The sequence below is a fragment of the uncultured Eudoraea sp. genome, from assembly GCF_947258925.1.
Classification (GTDB): Bacteria; Bacteroidota; Bacteroidia; order Flavobacteriales; family Flavobacteriaceae; genus Eudoraea.
Window position 1 is genome coordinate 13891 of sequence record NZ_CAMYKG010000007.1, and the last position, 19449, is coordinate 33339.

The 19449-nt window shown below is 37.8% G+C and carries 21 protein-coding genes; 11 read left to right on the forward strand and 10 right to left on the reverse strand.

Annotated features, from left to right (window positions below):
• Positions 1 to 10 precede the first annotated feature (10 nt).
• The 4 genes from Q0X77_RS03610 to ychF form a co-directional block, all read right to left on the reverse strand.
• A complete protein-coding gene (locus Q0X77_RS03610) occupies positions 11 to 928 on the reverse strand; it encodes a sterol desaturase family protein (protein WP_297793124.1) in 918 nt (305 codons plus the stop codon).
• A 122-nt stretch (positions 929 to 1050) separates the two neighbouring features.
• Positions 1051 to 3729, reverse strand: a complete 2679-nt coding sequence (locus tag Q0X77_RS03615; protein ID WP_297793127.1) for a DNA gyrase/topoisomerase IV subunit A — start codon at positions 3727 to 3729, stop codon at positions 1051 to 1053.
• 31 nt (positions 3730 to 3760) lie between these two features.
• The gene (locus tag Q0X77_RS03620) at positions 3761 to 5614 is read right to left on the reverse strand and encodes a DNA topoisomerase IV subunit B (RefSeq protein ID WP_297793130.1); all 1854 of its coding nucleotides are present in this window, start codon (positions 5612 to 5614) and stop codon (positions 3761 to 3763) included.
• Between the two features lie 146 nt (positions 5615 to 5760).
• Positions 5761 to 6855, reverse strand: a complete 1095-nt coding sequence (gene ychF, locus Q0X77_RS03625; RefSeq protein WP_297793133.1) for a redox-regulated ATPase YchF — start codon at positions 6853 to 6855, stop codon at positions 5761 to 5763.
• A 104-nt stretch (positions 6856 to 6959) separates the two neighbouring features.
• On the opposite strand from ychF, the gene speB reads away from it, so the two are divergent.
• On the forward strand, positions 6960 to 7751 hold the full coding sequence (gene speB / locus Q0X77_RS03630) for an agmatinase (protein WP_297793136.1): 792 nt from the start codon (positions 6960 to 6962) through the stop codon (positions 7749 to 7751).
• A gap of 6 nt (positions 7752 to 7757) precedes the next feature.
• Here speB and Q0X77_RS03635 read toward each other — a convergent pair whose 3' ends face one another.
• Positions 7758 to 8108, reverse strand: coding sequence for a 4Fe-4S dicluster domain-containing protein (locus tag Q0X77_RS03635; protein WP_297793139.1), 351 nt, complete (start codon positions 8106 to 8108; stop codon positions 7758 to 7760).
• Positions 8109 to 8218: 110 nt separating this feature from the next.
• Between Q0X77_RS03635 and Q0X77_RS03640 the strand changes: the two genes are divergently transcribed.
• The 3 genes from Q0X77_RS03640 to Q0X77_RS03650 all read left to right on the forward strand — a co-directional run bounded on the left by Q0X77_RS03640 (position 8219) and on the right by Q0X77_RS03650 (position 11433).
• Complete coding sequence (locus Q0X77_RS03640; protein WP_297793142.1) at positions 8219 to 9286, forward strand: acyl-CoA reductase; 1068 nt, start codon at positions 8219 to 8221, stop codon at positions 9284 to 9286.
• 75 nt (positions 9287 to 9361) lie between these two features.
• Complete coding sequence (gene serC, locus Q0X77_RS03645) at positions 9362 to 10426, forward strand: 3-phosphoserine/phosphohydroxythreonine transaminase (protein WP_297793144.1); 1065 nt, start codon at positions 9362 to 9364, stop codon at positions 10424 to 10426.
• A gap of 56 nt (positions 10427 to 10482) precedes the next feature.
• Entirely contained in the window at positions 10483 to 11433 is a 951-nt protein-coding gene (locus Q0X77_RS03650) for a D-2-hydroxyacid dehydrogenase (protein WP_297793147.1), read from the forward strand.
• On the opposite strand, the gene Q0X77_RS03655 is transcribed toward Q0X77_RS03650, so the two are convergent.
• Together Q0X77_RS03655 and Q0X77_RS03660 are read right to left on the reverse strand one after the other, a co-directional pair.
• A complete protein-coding gene (locus Q0X77_RS03655) occupies positions 11409 to 11915 on the reverse strand; it encodes an ATP-binding cassette domain-containing protein (RefSeq protein ID WP_297793150.1) in 507 nt (168 codons plus the stop codon). The genes Q0X77_RS03650 and Q0X77_RS03655 overlap by 25 nt on opposite strands.
• Positions 11912 to 12454: a hypothetical protein gene (locus Q0X77_RS03660; RefSeq protein WP_297793152.1), complete on the reverse strand. Its 543-nt coding sequence runs from the start codon at positions 12452 to 12454 to the stop codon at positions 11912 to 11914. Before Q0X77_RS03660 ends, Q0X77_RS03655 begins: the two co-directional genes overlap by 4 nt.
• Positions 12455 to 12682: 228 nt before the next feature.
• Here Q0X77_RS03660 and Q0X77_RS03665 point away from each other — a divergent pair, with 228 nt between their 5' ends.
• The 3 genes from Q0X77_RS03665 to Q0X77_RS03675 all read left to right on the forward strand — a co-directional run bounded on the left by Q0X77_RS03665 (position 12683) and on the right by Q0X77_RS03675 (position 14203).
• Positions 12683 to 13315, forward strand: a complete 633-nt coding sequence (locus Q0X77_RS03665; RefSeq protein ID WP_297793155.1) for a DUF937 domain-containing protein — start codon at positions 12683 to 12685, stop codon at positions 13313 to 13315.
• An 89-nt stretch (positions 13316 to 13404) separates the two neighbouring features.
• Positions 13405 to 13860 carry a DUF6146 family protein gene (locus Q0X77_RS03670; protein WP_297793158.1) on the forward strand — a complete coding sequence of 152 codons (456 nt, stop codon included), beginning with the start codon at positions 13405 to 13407 and terminating at the stop codon, positions 13858 to 13860.
• A 25-nt stretch (positions 13861 to 13885) separates the two neighbouring features.
• Positions 13886 to 14203: a DUF6787 family protein gene (locus Q0X77_RS03675; RefSeq protein WP_297793161.1), complete on the forward strand. Its 318-nt coding sequence runs from the start codon at positions 13886 to 13888 to the stop codon at positions 14201 to 14203.
• A 245-nt stretch (positions 14204 to 14448) separates the two neighbouring features.
• Here Q0X77_RS03675 and Q0X77_RS03680 read toward each other — a convergent pair whose 3' ends face one another.
• A complete protein-coding gene (locus Q0X77_RS03680) occupies positions 14449 to 14754 on the reverse strand; it encodes a hypothetical protein (protein WP_297793165.1) in 306 nt (101 codons plus the stop codon).
• Positions 14755 to 14796: 42 nt separating this feature from the next.
• Positions 14797 to 15396, reverse strand: coding sequence for a GTP cyclohydrolase I FolE (gene folE / locus Q0X77_RS03685; protein WP_297793169.1), 600 nt, complete (start codon positions 15394 to 15396; stop codon positions 14797 to 14799).
• Between the two features lie 182 nt (positions 15397 to 15578).
• Between folE and Q0X77_RS03690 the strand changes: the two genes are divergently transcribed.
• From Q0X77_RS03690 to Q0X77_RS03705, 4 genes are all read left to right on the forward strand, one after another.
• Positions 15579 to 16241 (forward strand): ABC transporter ATP-binding protein, encoded by a 663-nt coding sequence (locus Q0X77_RS03690; protein ID WP_297793170.1) that lies wholly within the window; start codon positions 15579 to 15581, stop codon positions 16239 to 16241.
• A gap of 1 nt (position 16242) precedes the next feature.
• A complete protein-coding gene (locus tag Q0X77_RS03695; protein WP_297793172.1) occupies positions 16243 to 16797 on the forward strand; it encodes a CPBP family intramembrane glutamic endopeptidase in 555 nt (184 codons plus the stop codon).
• Positions 16794 to 17558 carry a TIGR02757 family protein gene (locus tag Q0X77_RS03700; protein WP_297793175.1) on the forward strand — a complete coding sequence of 255 codons (765 nt, stop codon included), beginning with the start codon at positions 16794 to 16796 and terminating at the stop codon, positions 17556 to 17558. The genes Q0X77_RS03695 and Q0X77_RS03700 overlap by 4 nt, the downstream gene beginning before the upstream one ends.
• A 154-nt stretch (positions 17559 to 17712) precedes the next feature.
• Positions 17713 to 18099 (forward strand): hypothetical protein, encoded by a 387-nt coding sequence (locus tag Q0X77_RS03705; RefSeq protein WP_297793178.1) that lies wholly within the window; start codon positions 17713 to 17715, stop codon positions 18097 to 18099.
• Positions 18100 to 18194: 95 nt separating this feature from the next.
• Here Q0X77_RS03705 and Q0X77_RS03710 read toward each other — a convergent pair whose 3' ends face one another.
• Positions 18195 to 19325 (reverse strand): Gfo/Idh/MocA family oxidoreductase, encoded by a 1131-nt coding sequence (locus Q0X77_RS03710; protein ID WP_297793182.1) that lies wholly within the window; start codon positions 19323 to 19325, stop codon positions 18195 to 18197.
• Positions 19326 to 19449 lie beyond the last annotated feature (124 nt).

Here is a 19449-nt window from a genome sequence, read left to right on the forward strand (position 1 = left end):
TTAAGGTGGTTCAATTATTTTCTAAATTCTTCTGTTGTTGTCTTACCGTTAAAGTACTGCCGTCATGGCTCCATCCCGGAGGGCCGAAGATATACATAAGGGCATGTGACAGTTTTCTCGATTTTTTTACATCTTTCCAGATATCTTTATACTCGTGCGTAAGAATAACAATGGGGTTATATGAATTTGGGGAATGAATGACACCATATTTAATTTCCGTATCATCATCCAATTCTTTCCATGTCCCGAAGACTTTGTCAAAAATATTAAGTATACCACCATGATTTTTGTCCAAATATTCGACGTTTTGTGAATGATGCACCTGGTGCATGGTGTGCGTATTGAGTATTTTTTCGAGGAAACCCAATTTAGGTATATAAACCGAATGCAACTGAAATTGCCACATTATCTCAATCCCAATACAAACAAGGACCATTTCCGGTGGAAATCCAATTGCCGGCATCCACATATAAAAGAATGGTTTATGTAATATGGTGAACCAGCCATTTCGCAAGGCCGTGCCAAGGTTGTAATTGTCAGATGAATGATGGACGATATGCCCTGCCCAAAATAGCCTTATTTCATGGTTTGCACGGTGAAAACAGTAGTAGGTAAAATCATCGGCAAACATGCAAAGCACCCATACATACCAGGCATATCCAAAGGATTCGTAACCGAATAGGTTGGTCCGGACCCCATCACTTATAGGGTTAAAAAATTCATAGGTCACCTCAAAAAGCGCTATTGCAAAAATTATTTTAAACAACGGCCCTATTATTGCTGCTCCAACTCCCATTGTACCGCTGGCAAGCAGATCTTTCCAATAATATAAAGTTTTCTTACCGTGTGTTTTGCTGTAAGCCAGTTCGATAATAATTAGGACGATAAAACTTGGTATACCGTATACGAGGGGGTTTGTAAAATCCATAGCATTTTATTGTAGTAATCTCTTTATTTGAGAAAATTTGGTAAGTATAGACAAAACATAGTTTAATAACAAGTTTAGCAGCAGCTCTTTCTAATAAAAATCAATTGAACCTTAATCTTCGACTAAAACAATTTTGTCTGACCGTCTTCATCTCCTTTGTTAGTTTTGGTATCTTTCTTGGCAGTCACTTTAGCTGGCTGCTCAGTTTTGGTCTTTTTATCTTTGATATCCGGTAGGATATTCTCTTCATCCACCACTTCAATATCCATGGTATCATGAACTTCCGGGACTTCGTAAGGCAAGGGATCCAAAGCGTTAATCTCCAAAATTTTATCTTTTGTCAGCCTGTTCCCCATCGCTGAAATACCTTTAACGGAAATGAACTCCTCTAAATTAACTTTCAGGTTATCTTGCCGATCCATCCCTCTTTTCTTGGCATAGACTAATTCTGCCATAGGCCTGTAATCCGTAAATACTTTTTCCAGATATGATTTTGGATGGTCTGTTATAATTTTCTCTTCTTTGTCGCAGTTTTCAACTAGAAATCGTTTTATGTAAAACAATTCTTTTTCTCCTTCCCAATATATTACTGAAATGGGTTTGTTGGGGATCCATTTTTCCAAAACGATAATGTCATCATCAAATCGCATGGTCAGCTCCGGAATAACCGTTTTCAATATCCCCTTCTGATTAATAATAAGAAGGCGGTCTTCACTGGTAAACTCTCCCATCAGTTCTCCCCGGCTATCAACATTAAGCCGCTGAACGGTATCATCAAACCATAGTTTACGAGGCTTAAGCGTAGAAAGTCCTTTTTCCTTAAGTTCAACCCTTTTTATGGCATATTTGGTAACAATATTGCCTTTGGAGCCTCTTCCTTTTATCAGGACATCTGCAAAATCGAGATCCCATTTTGTTTTTTTTATATTAGCCGCCTGTCGCAGGTGAACCGTCACTATTTCTGCTTCGCCATTCGGATTTGCTGAAAAATAACTAACATCAGAATTGCTTTTACCTGCTGTCAGATCATAGAGTTTATCTCTTGTTATTCCGGTCACAAAAAAGCGTTTTACATAGCTAGATCCGCCTCGGCCATCCTTATAAATCATATTATAGGTTGTTCGCTTGTCCTTTTTCTTAAACACGGCTACATGAATGATGTTTTTACCAACAAATATTTTTGAATCTACCTTGGAGATCATCATTTTACCACTTTTAGTAAATACAATAATGTTGTCTATATCGCTGCAGTCCGTAACGTACTCATCTCGCTTTAAGGAAGTCCCAATAAAGCCTTCCTCCCGGTTTACATAGAGCTTCGTATTGCGTATTACTACTTTAGTAGCCTCAATATCATCAAATATCCTGATTTCGGATTTACGTCCCCTGCCCTTGCCATATTTGCTTTTTAGATTCTTAAAATAGGCAATAGCGAAATCTATCAAATTTTCAAGGTGGTCTTTGGTTTGCGCTATTTTTTCTTCCAGACTATCAATAAACTGCTGTGCCTTATCCAGATCAAATTTGGATATTCTTTTAATGCGAATCTCTGTAAGCCTTACGATATCTTCTTCGGTAACCTTTCTTCTGAGGTGCTTTATATGCGGTTTCAGTCCTTTATCTATTGCACCAATAACCCCTTTCCAGGTTTCCTCCTCTTCAATATCCCTATAGATCCGATTTTCAATAAATATCCGTTCCAGAGATGCAAAATGCCATTGTTCCTGTAATTCGGCCAACTGTATTTCCAATTCGGCTTTAAGCATTTCTACAGTATTGTCTGTAGATCGTCTTAACATTTCTGTAACCCCAATAAACAGCGGCTTATTATCTTCTATAATACATCCCAAGGGAGATATTGACGATTCGCAAGATGTAAAGGCATATAGGGCGTCAATGGTTTTATCCGGAGAAATTCCTCCAGGCAAATGAATTAATATCTCAACCTGTGCGGCCGTATTATCCTCTATTTTTTTAATTTTGATCTTTCCTTTATCATTGGCTTTAAGAATAGAATCTATTAATGAAGAAGTGTTTGTACCATGGGGAATTTCATTAATAACGAGGGTGTTTTTATTTAGCTGAGAAATTTTAGCCCTCACCCTCACTTTGCCTCCTCTTAAACCATCATTGTAATTGGTTACATCAATGATACCTGCAGTAGGAAAATCTGGAAATAATTTAAATCGTTGACCTTTCAGATGTTTGATAGAGCCGTCGATAATTTCATTAAAATTATGGGGAAGTATCTTCGTAGAGAGCCCGACAGCTATACCCTCTGCGCCTTGAGCCAACAGCAATGGAAATTTAACAGGAAGATTTACCGGTTCCTTTTTTCTTCCGTCATAAGAGGCCTGCCATTCCGTTATTTTCGGGCTAAAAACTACATCTAATGCAAATTTAGATAACCTTGCTTCTATATATCGGGAGGCTGCTGCCCTGTCACCGGTTAAAATATTACCCCAATTCCCCTGGGTATCAATTAGCAAATCTTTTTGGCCAATCTGGACCATAGCATCTGCTATACTGGCATCACCATGGGGATGATATTGCATGGTATGACCCACAACATTAGCCACTTTGTTATACCTGCCGTCATCTAGCTCTTTAAGCGCATGCATTATTCTGCGCTGTACAGGTTTAAATCCGTCTTCGATAGCCGGTACTGCCCGTTCTAATATAACATAAGAAGCATAATCTAAAAACCAATCTTTATACATGCCCGTAACCCGGGTCAGTGCCTCCTGGCCATTTCCAAGGTCTTCTTCGTGCATTTCATTTACTTCCTCATTCTCCTCCATTAATAGAGACTAGTATTAATCTTATTTATAGTTAATTGCTTTCGATTAAGTCAATTTCTACTTTAAGGTTTTCAATAATAAATTCCTGGCGATCCGGGGTGTTTTTTCCCATGTAAAACTTTAAAAGTTCTTCAATGGACAATGCTTTATCGAGCATTACAGGTTCCAGGCGAATATCATCTCCAATAAAATGCTTGAACTCATCCGGAGAGATTTCACCCAGTCCTTTAAATCGGGTAATTTCCAGTTTCCCAGTCAACTTTGACATAGCTTCATTCTTTTCTTCCGGACTATAGCAGTATCTGGTTTCCTTCTTATTCCTTACCCTGAATAAGGGGGTTTGTAAAATATATAAATGATTCTCTTTTATTAATTCCGGAAAAAACTGGAGAAAGAATGTTATAAGCAATAGTCGAATATGCATCCCATCTACATCCGCATCTGTGGCAATAACTATATTATTATAACGCAAATCCTCCATGGATTCTTCAATATTCAATGCCGCCTGGAGGAGATTAAATTCTTCATTCTCATACACAATTTTCTTAGACATTCCATAGGAATTAAGAGGTTTACCCCTCAAACTAAAAACGGCCTGGGTATTAACATCCCTGGATTTCGTTATAGATCCGGAAGCTGAATCACCTTCAGTTATAAACAAGGTCGATTCAAGGCGCCTGTCGCTTTTCATATCCCCTAAATGCAACCTGCAATCGCGTAATTTCTTGTTATGCAGACTTGCTTTTTTAGCTCTCTCACGCGCTAACTTTCGTATTCCTGAAAGTTCCTTGCGCTCTTTCTCTGCCTGGACTATTTTCCTTTGAATTTTCTCGGCTGTTTCCGGATTTTTATGCAGGTAATTATCGAGCTGTTTCCCTACAAAATCATTAATATAAGTTCTTACAGTAGGCAAGTCACCTCCCATATCCGTTGATCCCAGTTTGGTTTTAGTCTGACTTTCAAAAACAGGTTCCATTACCTTAATAGAAATAGCAGAAATTATCGATTTTCGAACATCAGAAGCGTCGTAATTCTTCCCGTAATAATCCCTAATGGTTTTTACAATAGCTTCCCTGAATGCAGCCTGGTGCGTACCTCCCTGTGTGGTGTGCTGTCCGTTAACAAAAGAATGGTACTCCTCACTATATTGAGTTTTACTATGCGTTATAGCCACCTCAATATCATTTCCTTTTAAGTGAATTATCGGGTATAACAAATCTTCTTTGCTGTTATTGTCTTCCAGTAAATCCTTCAATCCGTTTTCAGAAAAGAATTTTTCACCATTAAAAATAATAGTCAGTCCCGGGTTTAAATACACATAATTCCTGAGCATGCGTTCCACATACTCGTTCCGATATTTATATTTCTTAAATATAGCCTCATCGGGAATAAATGTAATCTTAGTGCCTCTTCTCCTGGTAGTTTCTTCTAAAAGCTCTTCATTTATCAATTCACCGACTTTAAACTCAGCAGTTTTAGATCTACCATCCCGGTTAGATTCTACCCTGAAAAAAGCAGATAAGGCGTTAACAGCTTTAGTTCCAACACCATTAAGACCAACTGATTTCTTAAATGCACGAGTGTCATATTTTCCACCTGTATTCATTTTAGAAACCACATCTACCACCTTTCCCAAAGGAATTCCCCTTCCATAATCCCGTACCACTACCTTTTCACCTTGAATGGAAATATCTATGGTCTTGCCGGCACCCATGACAAATTCATCTATGCAATTGTCAATGGTTTCTTTTAAAAGGATATAAATTCCATCATCAGCGGAAGAGCCATCACCAAGTTTACCAATATACATACCTGGCCTGAGGCGAATATGCTCCTTCCAGTCCAGTGATCTGATATTTTCTTCTGTATATACTGATTTAGCCATGAATTCGGGGTTTACCTATGCTAATATAAAATTTCAAGGCAGAAATCAAAGTGGGCACAACAGAAAGTAATTAACAATAAAATACCCCGTATTGTTGATAGTGGCAATATATACTCCTAAGAATGGCAGCATAAAGGGGTGTTCTTTTAAACGTTAAACCTAAAATGCATTACATCACCATCCTTAACAACATAGTCTTTTCCTTCAACACGCATTTTTCCAGCCTCCTTAACCTTCGCCTCGCTACCGTAAGCAATGTAATCGCTGTATGAGATGACTTCAGCTCTTATAAATCCTTTTTCAAAATCTGTGTGAATTACCCCTGCGGCCTGAGGTGCCGTTGAACCAACCTTAATAGTCCAGGCCCTGACTTCTTTTTCGCCGGCAGTAAAATAAGTTTGAAGGTGGAGCAACGAATAGGCAGCCCTGATCATTTTGGCTGAACCGGCCTCTGTCAATCCCAGGTCTTCCAGGAACATTTGTCTTTCTTCGTAAGTGTCCAGTTCTGTAATATCGGCTTCGGTACCCACAGCGAGGACTATAACCTCAGCATTCTCTTCAGAAGTAGCACTTCTTACCTGCTCTACATAGGCATTTCCGGAAACTGCGGAAGCCTCATCTACATTACAGATGTAAAGCACTGGTTTATCTGTAATGAACTGTAGGGGCTTTATGAAATCATTCCTGTCATCTTTGTCAAAAGTCAAAGCACGTACCGATTTCCCAGCTTCAAGACCCTCCTTTACACTCTGCAATACGGCAGCTTCTTTCTGAGCCTCCTTATTACCGGTTCGGGCCGCTCTATTTACCTTGTCTAGCTTTTTTTCTGTCGTTTCTAGGTCTTTTAACTGCAATTCCATATCTATGGTTTCCTTATCCCTGATAGGATCTATAGAACCATCAACATGAACTACATTATCATTATCAAAACAACGCAGAACGTGTAATATAGCATCTGTTTCACGAATATTTCCTAAAAACTGATTTCCTAAACCTTCTCCCTTGCTGGCTCCTTTTACAAGTCCGGCAATATCAACAATCTCCACCGTAGCCGGTATTACCCTTTCCGGTTTTACCAATTCTTCCAATTTTTCTAACCTCGGATCCGGAACATTAACCACCCCAATATTGGGTTCAATTGTACAAAACGGAAAATTGGCACTTTGTGCTTTTGCATTGGACAAACAATTAAAAAGAGTTGATTTACCCACATTTGGCAATCCTACTATCCCTGCTTTCATCTATTCTAACTTTGAAACATCCCGACCCTCAGCTCCAGGTATGCCATAATTTGGGTGCAAATATAGTTTTTACCTGTATATTTAGAATAATTAAAATTCCTATTATGAATAAAATTATCCTTCAGGGGATTATGTACGACGATAAGTCCTCTTTTTTAAAAGGACCGGCGCTTGCACCACAAAAAATAAGGGAGCACTACAGGAGCCCTTCAGCAAATTATTTTGCAGAAAATGGCTTGGAAATAGCACCTGATATATTCGATGATAAAGGAGACTTTCAAATAAGTTCGTATTTCGATATTGAAGAAATCACTTCTAAAAATATTAATGGTAAAAATTCCATATTGACTTTAGGAGGTGATCATTCAATTTCTTATCCGGTGATAAAAGCGTTCCAGAAGGTCCACGGAACCGTGGATGTTATTCATATTGATGCACATGCAGACCTCTACGATAGTTTTGAAGGGGATCCATATTCCCACGCTTGTCCGTTTGCAAGAATTATGGAAGAAAAATTAGTCAACAGGTTGATTCAGATTGGCATTAGGACATTTTCAAAACATCAACGTGAACAAGCCAAAAAATTTGGTGTTGAAGTAATTGAAATGAACGGCTTACATAAATTGGAATCTTTAGAATTAAATAATCCGGTTTATATTTCATTGGATATGGATGCCCTGGATCCGGCTTATGCACCCGGTGTTTCTCATTATGAACCAGGCGGATTAAGTACGCGAGAAGTACTTTCTATCATTCAATCAATACCTGTTCCCATACCAGGGGCTGATATCGTTGAATACAATCCGACCCGGGATATTAACGATATGACGGGAATGGTCTGTGCTAAATTCTTAAAAGAAATAGCCTCTAAAATGATTGAGAATAATCCACAATAGTGTACACTACTCCGGGTGCATAAAACCTTGCTTGGCAAGCAACTCTTCTTCAGTCTCAACCCTGTCCTCATCTGGTACACAGCAGTCTACGGGACACACAGCAGCACATTGTGGTTCCTCATGGAAACCCATACATTCCGTACATTTATCAGGTGCTATATAGTAAATTTCATCACTGATTGGTTCCTGCACTTCATCGGCGTTTACTTCCACACCATTTGGCAACACAACATCTCCTTTAAGTGAGGTTCCATCCTTGTATCGCCATTCATCCGCACCCTCATATATCGCTGTATTGGGGCATTCAGGCTCACAAGCACCACAATTTATGCATTCGTCTGTAATAATAATAGCCATAATTTCTTTTTCTTTTAATAAGCAATTACTTGCTATGATTGTTGGTACAATCTATCAGCATGTATATTTTTGCGCAAAGGTAAATCCTAAAACACTAATGGACAAATATAATGGCCGCACTGGATAAACGAATTAATGCTTTTGTTAAACTTGGAGACTTTCTCAGGGAACATAGTAATTCCACTGCTTCCAATTCAAATTCTAAAGCTGTAGATCGGGAGAGCGAATGGCATTCAAAATTTGACGAAGCCATTGTAATAGCCGGGCACAAAAATGGCTGGTTTACAAAGGAACAGGTAAAGTTTGCAATTAATAATTGGGCAGAGCAACTAACAGAACCAAAACTTACCAAGTGGTTAAAACCATATCCCCTGCAACAGAATAATCATAAAACTGTTGCAATAATAATGGCAGGTAATATTCCTCTTGTTGGGTTTCATGATTTTATTGCGGTCATAATTAGTGGAAACCGGGTATTGGCAAAGTGTTCTTCCAATGACACTATACTCTTACCCTTTATCGCAAATTATTTGACACATATTGAGCCCGACCTTAGTTCAGAAATTAATTTCACTGAGGGTCGATTAACAGATTTTGAGGTGGTTATAGCAACAGGTAGCAATAATACTGCCCGTTATTTTGACTATTACTTTGGTAATAAGCCAAATATCATAAGGAAAAACAGGAATTCTGTTGCCGTCCTAAACGGTATGGAAACGGAAGATCAGCTTGCTGCCCTGGGAGAAGATATATTCCGTTATTATGGTTTGGGCTGCAGGAATGTTTCCAAATTATACGTGCCGGAAAATTATAGTTTCGACAGTTTTTTCAAGAGCATAGAACCGTATCAAAGTTTGAGTGAACAAAATAAGTATTCCAATAACTATGATTACAATAAGGCGGTATATTTAATGAGTGAATTCCTGTTCCTTGACAATGGATTCTTCTTACTTAAAGAAGATGAGCGATATGCGTCACCAATTGGCACAGCTTTTTACGAGACTTATGCTTCAGAAGAAGATTTAAAAAAAAGGCTACTTCAGGATGCAGACATGATACAGTGCATAGTTGGCGGAGATATGATTGAAAATTCTTTGCCCTTTGGAAAAACGCAAAAACCAGAATTATGGGATTATGCGGATGGCATAGATACTGTTGAATTCCTGTTAAAAACATAATAGAAAAAATCTGTATAACTGCTTAGTTATTCGGTATAATTTAGGACCTTTAGGAGCTCAAAAAATAAGTCAAAGATGAAAAAACATAATTTTAGTGCAGGCCCCTGTATATTGCCAAAAGAAGTAATGCAAAAAGCATCCGAAGCGGTAGTTGAATTGGATGGTATTGGACTTTCCCTTATTGAGATTTCGCACCGCAGTAAGGAGTTTGTTGCCATTATGGAAAAAGCACGGTCACTGGCACTAGAACTCCTTGGCTTGGAAGGTAAAGGATACAAGGCATTATATCTTCAGGGAGGCGCAAGTCTCGAATTCCTTATGGTAGCTTCTAATTTTTTGGAAAACAAAGCGGGTTACATTAATACTGGTACCTGGAGTACTAAGGCAATAAAAGAAGCAAAACTATTTGGCGAAGTAATAGAAGTGGCTTCTTCGAAAGATAAAAATTTCAACTATATCCCCAGAGGGTATGTCGTTCCCAAGGATATGGATTACCTGCATCTTACTTCGAATAATACTATTTTCGGCACACAGATAAAGGAATTTCCCAATACCAATGTTCCTTTAATTTGCGATATGAGTTCTGACATTTTTTCCAGGCAAATGGATTTTTCCAAATTTGATGTTATCTACGCCGGAGCTCAAAAAAATATGGGTCCGGCCGGCACTACACTTGTCATAATAAAAGATGATATCCTCGGACAGGTTTCAAGACAAATACCATCTATGCTGGATTATCAGGTTCATTTAAGCAAAGACAGCATGTACAATACTCCCTCTGTATTTGCGGTATATGTTTCCATGCTTACACTTCAATGGTTAAAAGATTTGGGGGGAATAGCTGCTATCGAAGAAATAAATGAAAAAAAGGCAAATCTTATTTACTCTGAAATTGATCTTAATCCACTGTTTAATGGGTTTGCCAAGAAGGAAGATCGCTCAAACATGAATGCTACATTTACCTTGGCTGATGAATCCCTCAAAGATTCTTTTGATGAAATGTGGAAAGAGGCGGGAATTAATGGATTAAATGGCCATAGATCCGTAGGTGGTTACAGGGCATCAATGTATAATGCACTTCCCCTGGAAAGCGTAGGAGTCCTGGTAGATGTTATGAGTGATCTTGAGAGGAAAGGATAGATTCGTACCGGAAAATAATATAGGTAAATAAATAGTTAATCATATAATATCATAGAATGAAAATACTTGCTAACGATGGCATATCAGAAAATGGAATTTCAGCCCTGGAAAAAGCCGGTTTTGAGGTAATTACAACAACGGTTGCACAGGAACAACTCGTAGATTATATCAATAAAAATGAAATAACCGGAATCCTGGTAAGAAGTGCCACTCAGGTGCGTAAGGATATTATTGATAATTGTCCTTCATTAAAACTTATAGGCAGAGGTGGTGTTGGAATGGATAATATTGATGTAGCATATGCCAAAGAAAAAGGCCTGCATGTAATTAATACTCCGGCAGCTTCCTCAGAATCCGTTGCTGAATTGGTTTTTGCACATTTATTTGGTGGCGTTCGGTTTTTATATGACGCCAACAGAAACATGCCACTGGAAGGGGAAAGTAGTTTTAAAAAATTAAAAAAATCTTATGCCAAAGGTGTTGAATTAAGAGGTAAAACCCTCGGGATTCTCGGATTTGGCCGAATAGGACAGGCAACGGCCAAGATAGCTATTGGGATAGGTATGAATGTTATATTTCATGATCCGTTTATAGATTCGGCTACTATTAAAGTTCCATTTTTTGATGGCCAATCGGTAAGTTTTAATTTTGAGAGCAAAACCAAAGATGAAGTATTAAAGAATGCTGAATTTATAACTGTGCATGTTCCTGCCCAAAAAGAATATATAATTGGAAAGCGGGAATTTGATTTAATGAAAGACGGAGTTGGAATAGTAAATGCCGCGAGGGGTGGTGTAATTGATGAAGTTGCCCTTATTGAAGGTCTTGAAAGTGGTAAGATCGCTTTCGCAGGCCTTGATACTTTTGAATCTGAACCGACCCCTGAAATAAAAATTCTCATGCACTCTAAGATCTCTTTAACCCCTCATATTGGTGCAGCCACCGCTGAAGCGCAAAACCGCATAGGACTTGAATTGGCAGATCAGATAATTACACTTTTAAAATAACGATGCAGGTCTTCGTAGCATCCTTTAAAATTACTGCAAACGTTAAACTGACCACTGAGAAGAATATCATTGTATTGGAGCCTGCCAAGACCTTGTTCCATCCCCATAGAATAATTTCTTACAGCATCTTTCCTGCCAGGTGAAAGTCCAACCTGTTGCATGCATTGGAAGTAAAGTTCTTGGGTAAGTTTTAAACCCTGAATCCGGGCAAAAACTTTTAAATTTCCATAAGCAGACAGATATTCATATAAGGCAGGTTTCTCAACAATACCTCCAATGGGTTTAATGCTTTGGGAATAAATGTCTACAGTTCCTTTATCCTGTTTAATAAGTCCGAGCAAAATACAGAATAAAGTGGTTTTTCCGGCACCATTAACCCCAATTAGGCCATAGATTTTACCCTTGTGGCATTCAAGGTCCAGGTTTTTCAGAACTTCCAAAGCACCAAAGGATTTGGAGATATTCCCGGCTTCAAGTATCATATCGCTCGTTCCAGTTGTAATCGTTTATAGTCAAATTTAGCTATATAGGACTTTTCAAGAAAGGTTCTCTCCCAAAAGTAATTTTTAAACAAAAATAGTGGATCATGAATCATGAAATAGGGGAAATAATGAAACCATTTTACTCCTTTTGATCGAAAATAAGTTGTTATTTCATGCTTATAGCCTAACTCTTCTGCGGCTACTATTGCGGCATTGCGCTGACACTTTGAACCTAAGTACATATCTGCGACCTTAGAACTAAAGCCATGAACAAAAAAAAGATCTTTGGCTCTTTTATAATTCTGAAATCTTGACCATCCATCCATTATTAACAGGAAAATATGCACAAATGAAAATAGGAAACAACTAAACCAAAAAGCAACCCATATCAGCGAATAGTTTTCTAAAGCGTACTCAAATTTATACCAATAGAACCATGATTCCAGAATGAATAGTAACATAGACCAATACAAGAGCTTCCCTACACGTAAATATGAAATATAAAGATATGGCTGAGGTGGAAGTTCCAAATACGTCATGCCCAAAGATAACTAATAACTCTGCGAAATATTTTGGCCGTAATACGGCAAAGGCAAAAAAAAGTCTCTGATAGGGTATCCGATTTGCGGCGATCAAATTATCGAAATTTAAGATTCTTTCCTACAGAATTTAACTTTCCGGGTTTTGTTCAATTTATTTGAAACACTTTTCTTCTGGCAGAATAAGATTTTGTACATTCCCCTGAAATGTATTAAAATACTAAAATAATGGAAGGATTATTAGATTTATTAAACAGTCCCATGGGGAAACAAGTCATAAGCGGCGTAGCAGGTCAAACAGGGCAAGCCGAAAATAAAACAGCTGATGTTCTGAGTATGGCTATGCCATTGCTATTGGGAGCAATGAAAAAAAATGTATCCAAACCGGAGGGTGCACAAGGATTGATGAACGCCTTGTCATCTAAACATGATGGAAGTATCCTTGATAATCTGGGAGGTTTATTTGAAGGAGGTATAGATAAATCGGTTATGGATGATGGAGCGGGTATTTTAGGTCACGTATTTGGCAATAATCAATCCAATGTTGAGAATGCGTTGAGTCAGCGCTCCGGAATGGATCCCGCTTCAATAGCCAACATTTTGAAAATTGCAGCGCCTATAGTGATGGGTGTTTTAGCCAAACAGACTGCTCAAAATAAGGTCAGTGATGCCAACGGGATGAATAGTCTTTTGGGGAATATGCTGGGGGGGCAGCCCGAACAAAACCAGAGTCTGCTCACTACCCTTTTGGATGCTGATGGAGATGGCAGCATACTTGATGATGTTGCTGGCATGGTTATGGGCGGTTCCAAAAAGAAAGGTGGCCTCGGTGGAATGCTTGGTGGCCTTTTTGGAAAGTAAGCTCATTTTTTAGTCATTAATTAACAAAACCATTTGTTTTAGCAAATGGTTTTTTTGTACTTTATTACTAATAAGACAACCCTATTGTTTTGAGTAAAATAATTAAAGGCATATTTGTTTTGATTTTCGGAATACTAATCATCCAGTGTTCCGGATCTAAAAAGGCCCTGGAAATTTCTAAGGAAGAAAAGGAAGTATTCAATAATACTGAATTAGACACCGTTGCCATACATAATGATAGTTTACAGTTTGATATCATAATAATGGAGGTAGGTTTTGCAACCTGGCTTCAGACTATGGCCCAGCCAAAAGGATATTATACCCAGAAATTTATGGAAAATAGAAACAGGATCTATGTTATGAATTGGAATCAGCGCGTTCTGGATCCTTATAACTACAATCCAAATTTATATGAGTTGCAGATCAATTATTATCCCAATATTGATTACGGATATGATGTGAACTACAAACTTTATAATTATTTTCTTTATTTTCAGCGTAAATATAATCAACGCCTCGGACCATTCGTTCCTAGAATTAAATGAATATCTTTGCGCGGATTTTTTTATTATGGATAAACTTAAAAAACGCTGGGGTATTAAATCCACTTTTCAGCTTATTATAATACTTATCGTATTTTCTGTTACAGGTTCCGCTTCGGTATATGTTGCTAAACCATTCCTTAATTGGGTAGGGCTGGAACAGGGAAATTTTCCTGATGCCTGGTGGGGTTCCTGGATCTACTGGACGCTGAGAATAGTTTTGATTTTCCCATTCTACCAAATACTGTTGGTATTGTTTGGCTGGCTTTTCGGACAGTTCAAGTTTTTCTGGAACTTTGAGAAGAAAATGTTAGACCGGATCGGCTTAGGCTTCCTATTTAAATAATCTTAATGGCTTTATTTGATTGTTTTGCACCAAAATGAAGCCTGATAAAAAATATCCCATTCATTAATTGCATTGGTGTTAATAGTTTTTTTGACTATCCCTACAGTTTTAAAACCAGTACATGCTTCACATTACTATTCTTCATATTTTTTATTTACAAGGAAGCGCCCTAAACGCCCTTATCGGTGAGGTTACCTCCGAAGAATCCAATAGTCAACTTGAAAAGGTTAAAGGGTAGTTGGGAGTTATATTAAACCCTGGTTATCCTCAATAATTACGGTTTTATCCTTTTGAATAATATAAGTATATAACCACATCAGCGTAAACGAAGGAATGATGTCCAATCCCGGTACTATTTCTTCAATAAAAGCAATAACCCCTGCAATTTTACCGGGATTTCCTTTATACATTCTTGTCATTAACCAACCTGCAATAGGAGCCCAGATAAGGTCAGAAAATTCACCTACTCCGGGTATCATAAAGGAAAGCATACCAATACCATCAAACAGTAAACCTATTAGTAGCTTCTTATATTTTTTCTGTATGGCCATAAATATGTATCACGTGAAACCGACTAATCCTTAACCAAAAACTTAAGATAAATCCGAACTGATTAATTTTAAAAACTCATTTCGGGTTTCTTCTTTTTCGAAAGATCCTCTGAACCCCGATGTCGTTGTGACCGAATTTTGTTTTTGAATACCCCGCATCATCATACACATATGGGCTGCTTCTATCACAACTGCCACCCCCTGAGGCTGTAGGTTTTCATTTATACAATCGAGAATCTGCTCTGTGAGACGCTCCTGAACCTGCAACCTGCGAGCAAATACATCTACAATCCTGGGAAGTTTGCTCAACCCTACAATCTTTCCGTCAGGGATATAAGCTATGTGTGCTTTACCAAAAAAAGGTAAGATATGATGCTCACAAAGAGAGTATAATTCAATATCCTTAATAATTACCATCTCATTATAGGATTCATTAAACATTGCGCTCTTAAGTATAGCTGATGCATCCTGTTTATACCCCTGGGTTAGAAAAAGCATTGCTTTTGCAGCTCTTTCAGGGGTTTTGACTAAGCCTTCACGGTCAGCCTGTTCACCAATTTCCTTAATTATTCCGGAAAATCGTTCTTTTATTTCATTGGTAACCTCTATATTATATTCTTCTAGATTGTGGTACGATGACATGTTAAACAGGTATTATCAAATGGGTTATAAAATTCTTTCAAAGAAAAGGATTCTACTTCATAAAGTTCAAAAAAACAAGGAAATACTTTTTAAAATACACTTACTATAACCGGAAACACATTATTTTATACATTTTGAAGTGTTAGGTGTATTGTTTACTTTCACAACCTAAAATTTTACAGATGATTACGGCTACCAATATCCAAAAATATTTTGGGGAACTTCAGGTTTTAAAGGGGGTAGATCTTAGCATTGATGCCGGTGAAGTAGTTTCTATTGTAGGCCCTTCGGGGGCAGGAAAAACGACCTTGCTGCAAATTTTAGGTACCTTGGATAGCCATTCGAACAAAAAGGAAAGTGAATTGCAAATTAATGGTATAGACATTACCAATTTAAAAGATAAAGCACTCGCTTCTTTCAGGAACACTCATATTGGTTTTATTTTTCAATTCCATCAATTATTACCGGAGTTTTCAGCTATAGAAAATGTTTGTATTCCGGCTTTTATAAAAAGGACACCCAAAGTAGAGGCCGAAACCAGAGCAAAGGAATTATTGAGTTTTCTTGGACTTTCTCAGCGTATGCAGCACCGACCCAATGAATTATCCGGCGGGGAACAACAGCGCGTTGCCGTTGCAAGGGCATTGATAAATAATCCTTCTATAATTCTGGCAGACGAGCCAAGTGGTAATCTGGATTCAGAAAGTGCCGATAAACTGCACCACCTCTTTTTTCAATTAAGGGATGAATTTGGTCAGACTTTTGTCATTGTCACACACAATGAGGAACTAGCTGATATGGCGGACAGAAAACTTACAATGATTGACGGTCATATTATAGACTAATATGTTGAATAAAGTCTGGGAATTTTTAAAAAATCCCATCAATCGCCAGGACCCGAACACCGATGTAACGTATAGGAAGCACGTATTTATCCAACTTCTTAAATTAAATATTGTATTCAGCCTGGCAGCAGGGGTTTTTGCAGCATTACTGGTTTTTGGATTGGAAATTGACCTGGGGCAGCATGCTGCCCAAAAAGCCTTTGAAGACTTTCCACTCCACAAGCTGTTATTTCTGGTGGTAATCCTGGCTCCTATTATTGAAGAATTTATTTTTAGGGCTCCTTTGGCCTTGTTTAAGAATCCCCGCTACTTTAAATACGCTTATTATATTTCATTTTTGTTGTTTGGCTTTGTTCATATATTTAATTTTGAAAGAATCCCTCCTGTTTGGATAATCCCTTTTTTAGTTTTACCTCAGCTATTTAGCGGTATATTCCTTGGGTTTATTAGGGTTAAATTAGCCCTAAAGTGGTCAATTATGTTACATGCAGCTCACAATTTTATTCTAGTTCTACCCCCACTCCTTATAAGTCTTCCGAAAATGATACATCCATGAATCTAATTGAATTAAAAGACTTTTTGGATGCAAAGGTTATTCAATATAACAGTCGGGAATTTCTTGAAACAGATCCCATTCAGATTCCGCATTTGTTTAATAAAAAAGAAGATATAGAGGTTAGTGCATTTCTTACCGCAACTATTGCCTGGGGCAACCGAAAAAGTATTATTGCGAACGCCCTTCATTTAATGGAGTTATTAGATAATGATCCCTATAATTTTGTCCTTTCCCATAAGGAATCGGAACTGGCGCATTTAAAGCCTTTTGTTCACCGTACATTTAATGGTATAGACCTGGAATATTTTATAAAGGCCTTGAAAAATATCTATTTACAACACGGTGGTTTGGAAGCCGTATTTAGCGACCACTGTACCCAATTTTCCACGCAGCCTGCAATTTCAAGCTTTAAACACCTTTTTTTTGAAATCCCTCATCCGAAAAGAACTACAAAGCATATTTCTGATCCAAACAAGGGTTCGGCAGCCAAACGCATAAATATGTTCCTGCGGTGGATGGTTCGTGATAAAAGTACTCATGTAGATTTTGGCCTTTGGAAATCTATCTCCCCTTCAATATTATCCTGCCCGCTGGATGTCCATTCGGGTAATGTAGCCAGAAAACTCGGTTTATTACATCGGAAACAAAATGACGCCAGGGCCGTAAATGAGCTTGACTCTTCCCTTAGAAAAATGGATCCCCAAGATCCTGTTAAATACGATTTTGCGCTTTTTGGCCTGGGCGTATTTGAAAAGTTCTAGAAAGTTAAATCTAACTGAACGGACCAAACTCTTATATTTATAGGCACATCAGTATTTCCGTGAATAATTGTAAATAATTTCTTATCTTTAAGTCTATTGAGTTTTATACGCCTTATTTCTGCCTAAACAACCTTTCCGCATTATTAAGGACCGTATGAGTAGCCTTTACTCCGTTGAAAAAGAAAAAAATATCCTGATAATGACTATATCGGGTAAATATTCCTATACAGATTTTATAAAGTATCCTAAGATTATAAGGAATGAATGCATAAAAGAAAAAAGGAATAAGATCATTGTAAATGTCTCTCCGGTTTTCAAAAGCGATATCCCTCTGGTTGAATTATTTTTTCTTGGTGAGAAAATTGCAAGTGTATTGAAAGATCATTTTAAAGTTGCTTTGATCTGGGATGGTGAAAACCACAATAGATTTTTACAAAAAGTAGCCACGAATAGACTTGCATTAATACGCACATTTGATTCCTTAGAAAATGCCAAAGCCTGGTTAATTCGTGACCGAGAGGATGAACCTTTATTCAGCTAAATAAGGTTAAGAATGCTATAAATTAATGCGTAATTTAAACAAACCTATTTAATAGAAGAGACAACAATGTTTTACCACCTACTTAAATGTCTAATTTATAAGCCCAAAGAACCCAAATTTAATTCAATTTTTGAATTCCCTTTGGCTATGGATTCATAAATGGCTTCAACTATTATCATATCCCTCTTACCCATTTCTCCGGGAGCTACATTAGGGCTATCATTTAAAATATGGTTTGCAAAATCATCCATCTGTAATTTTTGCTGGCGTTCATGAGGGAAATTTAGCGCGCCCTGGGAAGTAGTTCCTGCCAAAGGCCCGTAAGAACTGGCCGGGTTTAATTCAAACCATCCCTTGTCACATGAGGCATACATTCTATTCACATTTGTATTGTGTGACGTCATGATATTACCGAAGGCTCCACCTTGAAATTCCAATTGTGCAGTAATTGTCTCATCCGTATCCTTAAAATATTCGGGCCTGGAGCTAAACTCCTGGGCAGTAACGGATGTTGGATTCATTCCTGTACCATAAATTGCACTTTGGATCGCATACACTCCCATATTCATCAACGCGCCACCTCCCGAAAGTGCTTTATTCAAACGCCATTGTTCCGGGTTACCCATAGATCTATAGGCCGCTTCGGCAGAAATGTATTGCACGTTCCCAAAAGTCTTATCCTTTACCAATCGCTTAATTTCACGGGTGTAAGGTTCCGAATGAAGTCTGTATCCCACACTTAACTTAACATTTGCTTCTTTACAAGCATTGATAATGGCATCGCATTCTTCCACACTTACAGCCATTGGTTTTTCACAAATTACATGTTTTCCGGCTTTTGCTGCCCTGATTGAGAAATCGGCATGCATAGCGTTGGGAAGGACTACATAAACAATGTCTATATCATCATTAGATGAGATACTATCAAAATTTTCATAATTATAAATATTGGCAGCGGGAATATTGTATTTCTCTTGCCATATCTTTTCTTTTTCAGGGGTTCCGGTTACTATCCCCGCTAAATAACATAGTTCACAATCCACTAAAGAAGGTGCCAACTGGTATGTACTATAGCTTCCTAATCCAACCAAAGCTACCCCTAATTTTTTCTTTTGTTGCTTTTGTCCACCCATTGCACAAGCCAATGGCATAGCACTGAGAATAGCCGCTCCTCCAATTCCACGTGATAATGTATTATTAAAAGTCCTTCTGGATATATTTTTCATGTTCAGTGAATTTTCTAGTTAAACCTTAAATATTCCTGCCTCGTTTAAATATAACAAACATATTTGTATTCTTTTTTTACCATAATATAAATGATAGGCTTAATTATCGGTCAAATTGCATATT

What these genes read in the sequence shown, in the direction of transcription:
- Q0X77_RS03705 (WP_297793178.1), top strand. Translation starts at nt 17,713, where the DNA reads ATGAGTAGCCTTTACTCCGTTGAAAAAGAAAAAAATATCCTGATAATG.
- ychF (WP_297793133.1), bottom strand. Translation starts at nt 6,855, where the DNA reads ATGAAAGCAGGGATAGTAGGATTGCCAAATGTGGGTAAATCAACTCTT.
- speB (WP_297793136.1), top strand. Translation starts at nt 6,960, where the DNA reads ATGAATAAAATTATCCTTCAGGGGATTATGTACGACGATAAGTCCTCT.
- folE (WP_297793169.1), bottom strand. Translation starts at nt 15,396, where the DNA reads ATGTCATCGTACCACAATCTAGAAGAATATAATATAGAGGTTACCAAT.
- Q0X77_RS03615 (WP_297793127.1), bottom strand. Translation starts at nt 3,729, where the DNA reads ATGGAGGAGAATGAGGAAGTAAATGAAATGCACGAAGAAGACCTTGGA.
- Q0X77_RS03690 (WP_297793170.1), top strand. Translation starts at nt 15,579, where the DNA reads ATGATTACGGCTACCAATATCCAAAAATATTTTGGGGAACTTCAGGTT.
- Q0X77_RS03700 (WP_297793175.1), top strand. Translation starts at nt 16,794, where the DNA reads ATGAATCTAATTGAATTAAAAGACTTTTTGGATGCAAAGGTTATTCAA.
- Q0X77_RS03680 (WP_297793165.1), bottom strand. Translation starts at nt 14,754, where the DNA reads ATGGCCATACAGAAAAAATATAAGAAGCTACTAATAGGTTTACTGTTT.
- Q0X77_RS03650 (WP_297793147.1), top strand. Translation starts at nt 10,483, where the DNA reads ATGAAAATACTTGCTAACGATGGCATATCAGAAAATGGAATTTCAGCC.
- Q0X77_RS03655 (WP_297793150.1), bottom strand. Translation starts at nt 11,915, where the DNA reads ATGATACTTGAAGCCGGGAATATCTCCAAATCCTTTGGTGCTTTGGAA.
- Q0X77_RS03620 (WP_297793130.1), bottom strand. Translation starts at nt 5,614, where the DNA reads ATGGCTAAATCAGTATATACAGAAGAAAATATCAGATCACTGGACTGG.
- Q0X77_RS03695 (WP_297793172.1), top strand. Translation starts at nt 16,243, where the DNA reads ATGTTGAATAAAGTCTGGGAATTTTTAAAAAATCCCATCAATCGCCAG.
- serC (WP_297793144.1), top strand. Translation starts at nt 9,362, where the DNA reads ATGAAAAAACATAATTTTAGTGCAGGCCCCTGTATATTGCCAAAAGAA.
- Q0X77_RS03665 (WP_297793155.1), top strand. Translation starts at nt 12,683, where the DNA reads ATGGAAGGATTATTAGATTTATTAAACAGTCCCATGGGGAAACAAGTC.
- Q0X77_RS03660 (WP_297793152.1), bottom strand. Translation starts at nt 12,454, where the DNA reads ATGACGTATTTGGAACTTCCACCTCAGCCATATCTTTATATTTCATAT.
- Q0X77_RS03610 (WP_297793124.1), bottom strand. Translation starts at nt 928, where the DNA reads ATGGATTTTACAAACCCCCTCGTATACGGTATACCAAGTTTTATCGTC.
- Q0X77_RS03635 (WP_297793139.1), bottom strand. Translation starts at nt 8,108, where the DNA reads ATGGCTATTATTATTACAGACGAATGCATAAATTGTGGTGCTTGTGAG.
- Q0X77_RS03640 (WP_297793142.1), top strand. Translation starts at nt 8,219, where the DNA reads ATGGCCGCACTGGATAAACGAATTAATGCTTTTGTTAAACTTGGAGAC.
- Q0X77_RS03710 (WP_297793182.1), bottom strand. Translation starts at nt 19,325, where the DNA reads ATGAAAAATATATCCAGAAGGACTTTTAATAATACATTATCACGTGGA.
- Q0X77_RS03675 (WP_297793161.1), top strand. Translation starts at nt 13,886, where the DNA reads ATGGATAAACTTAAAAAACGCTGGGGTATTAAATCCACTTTTCAGCTT.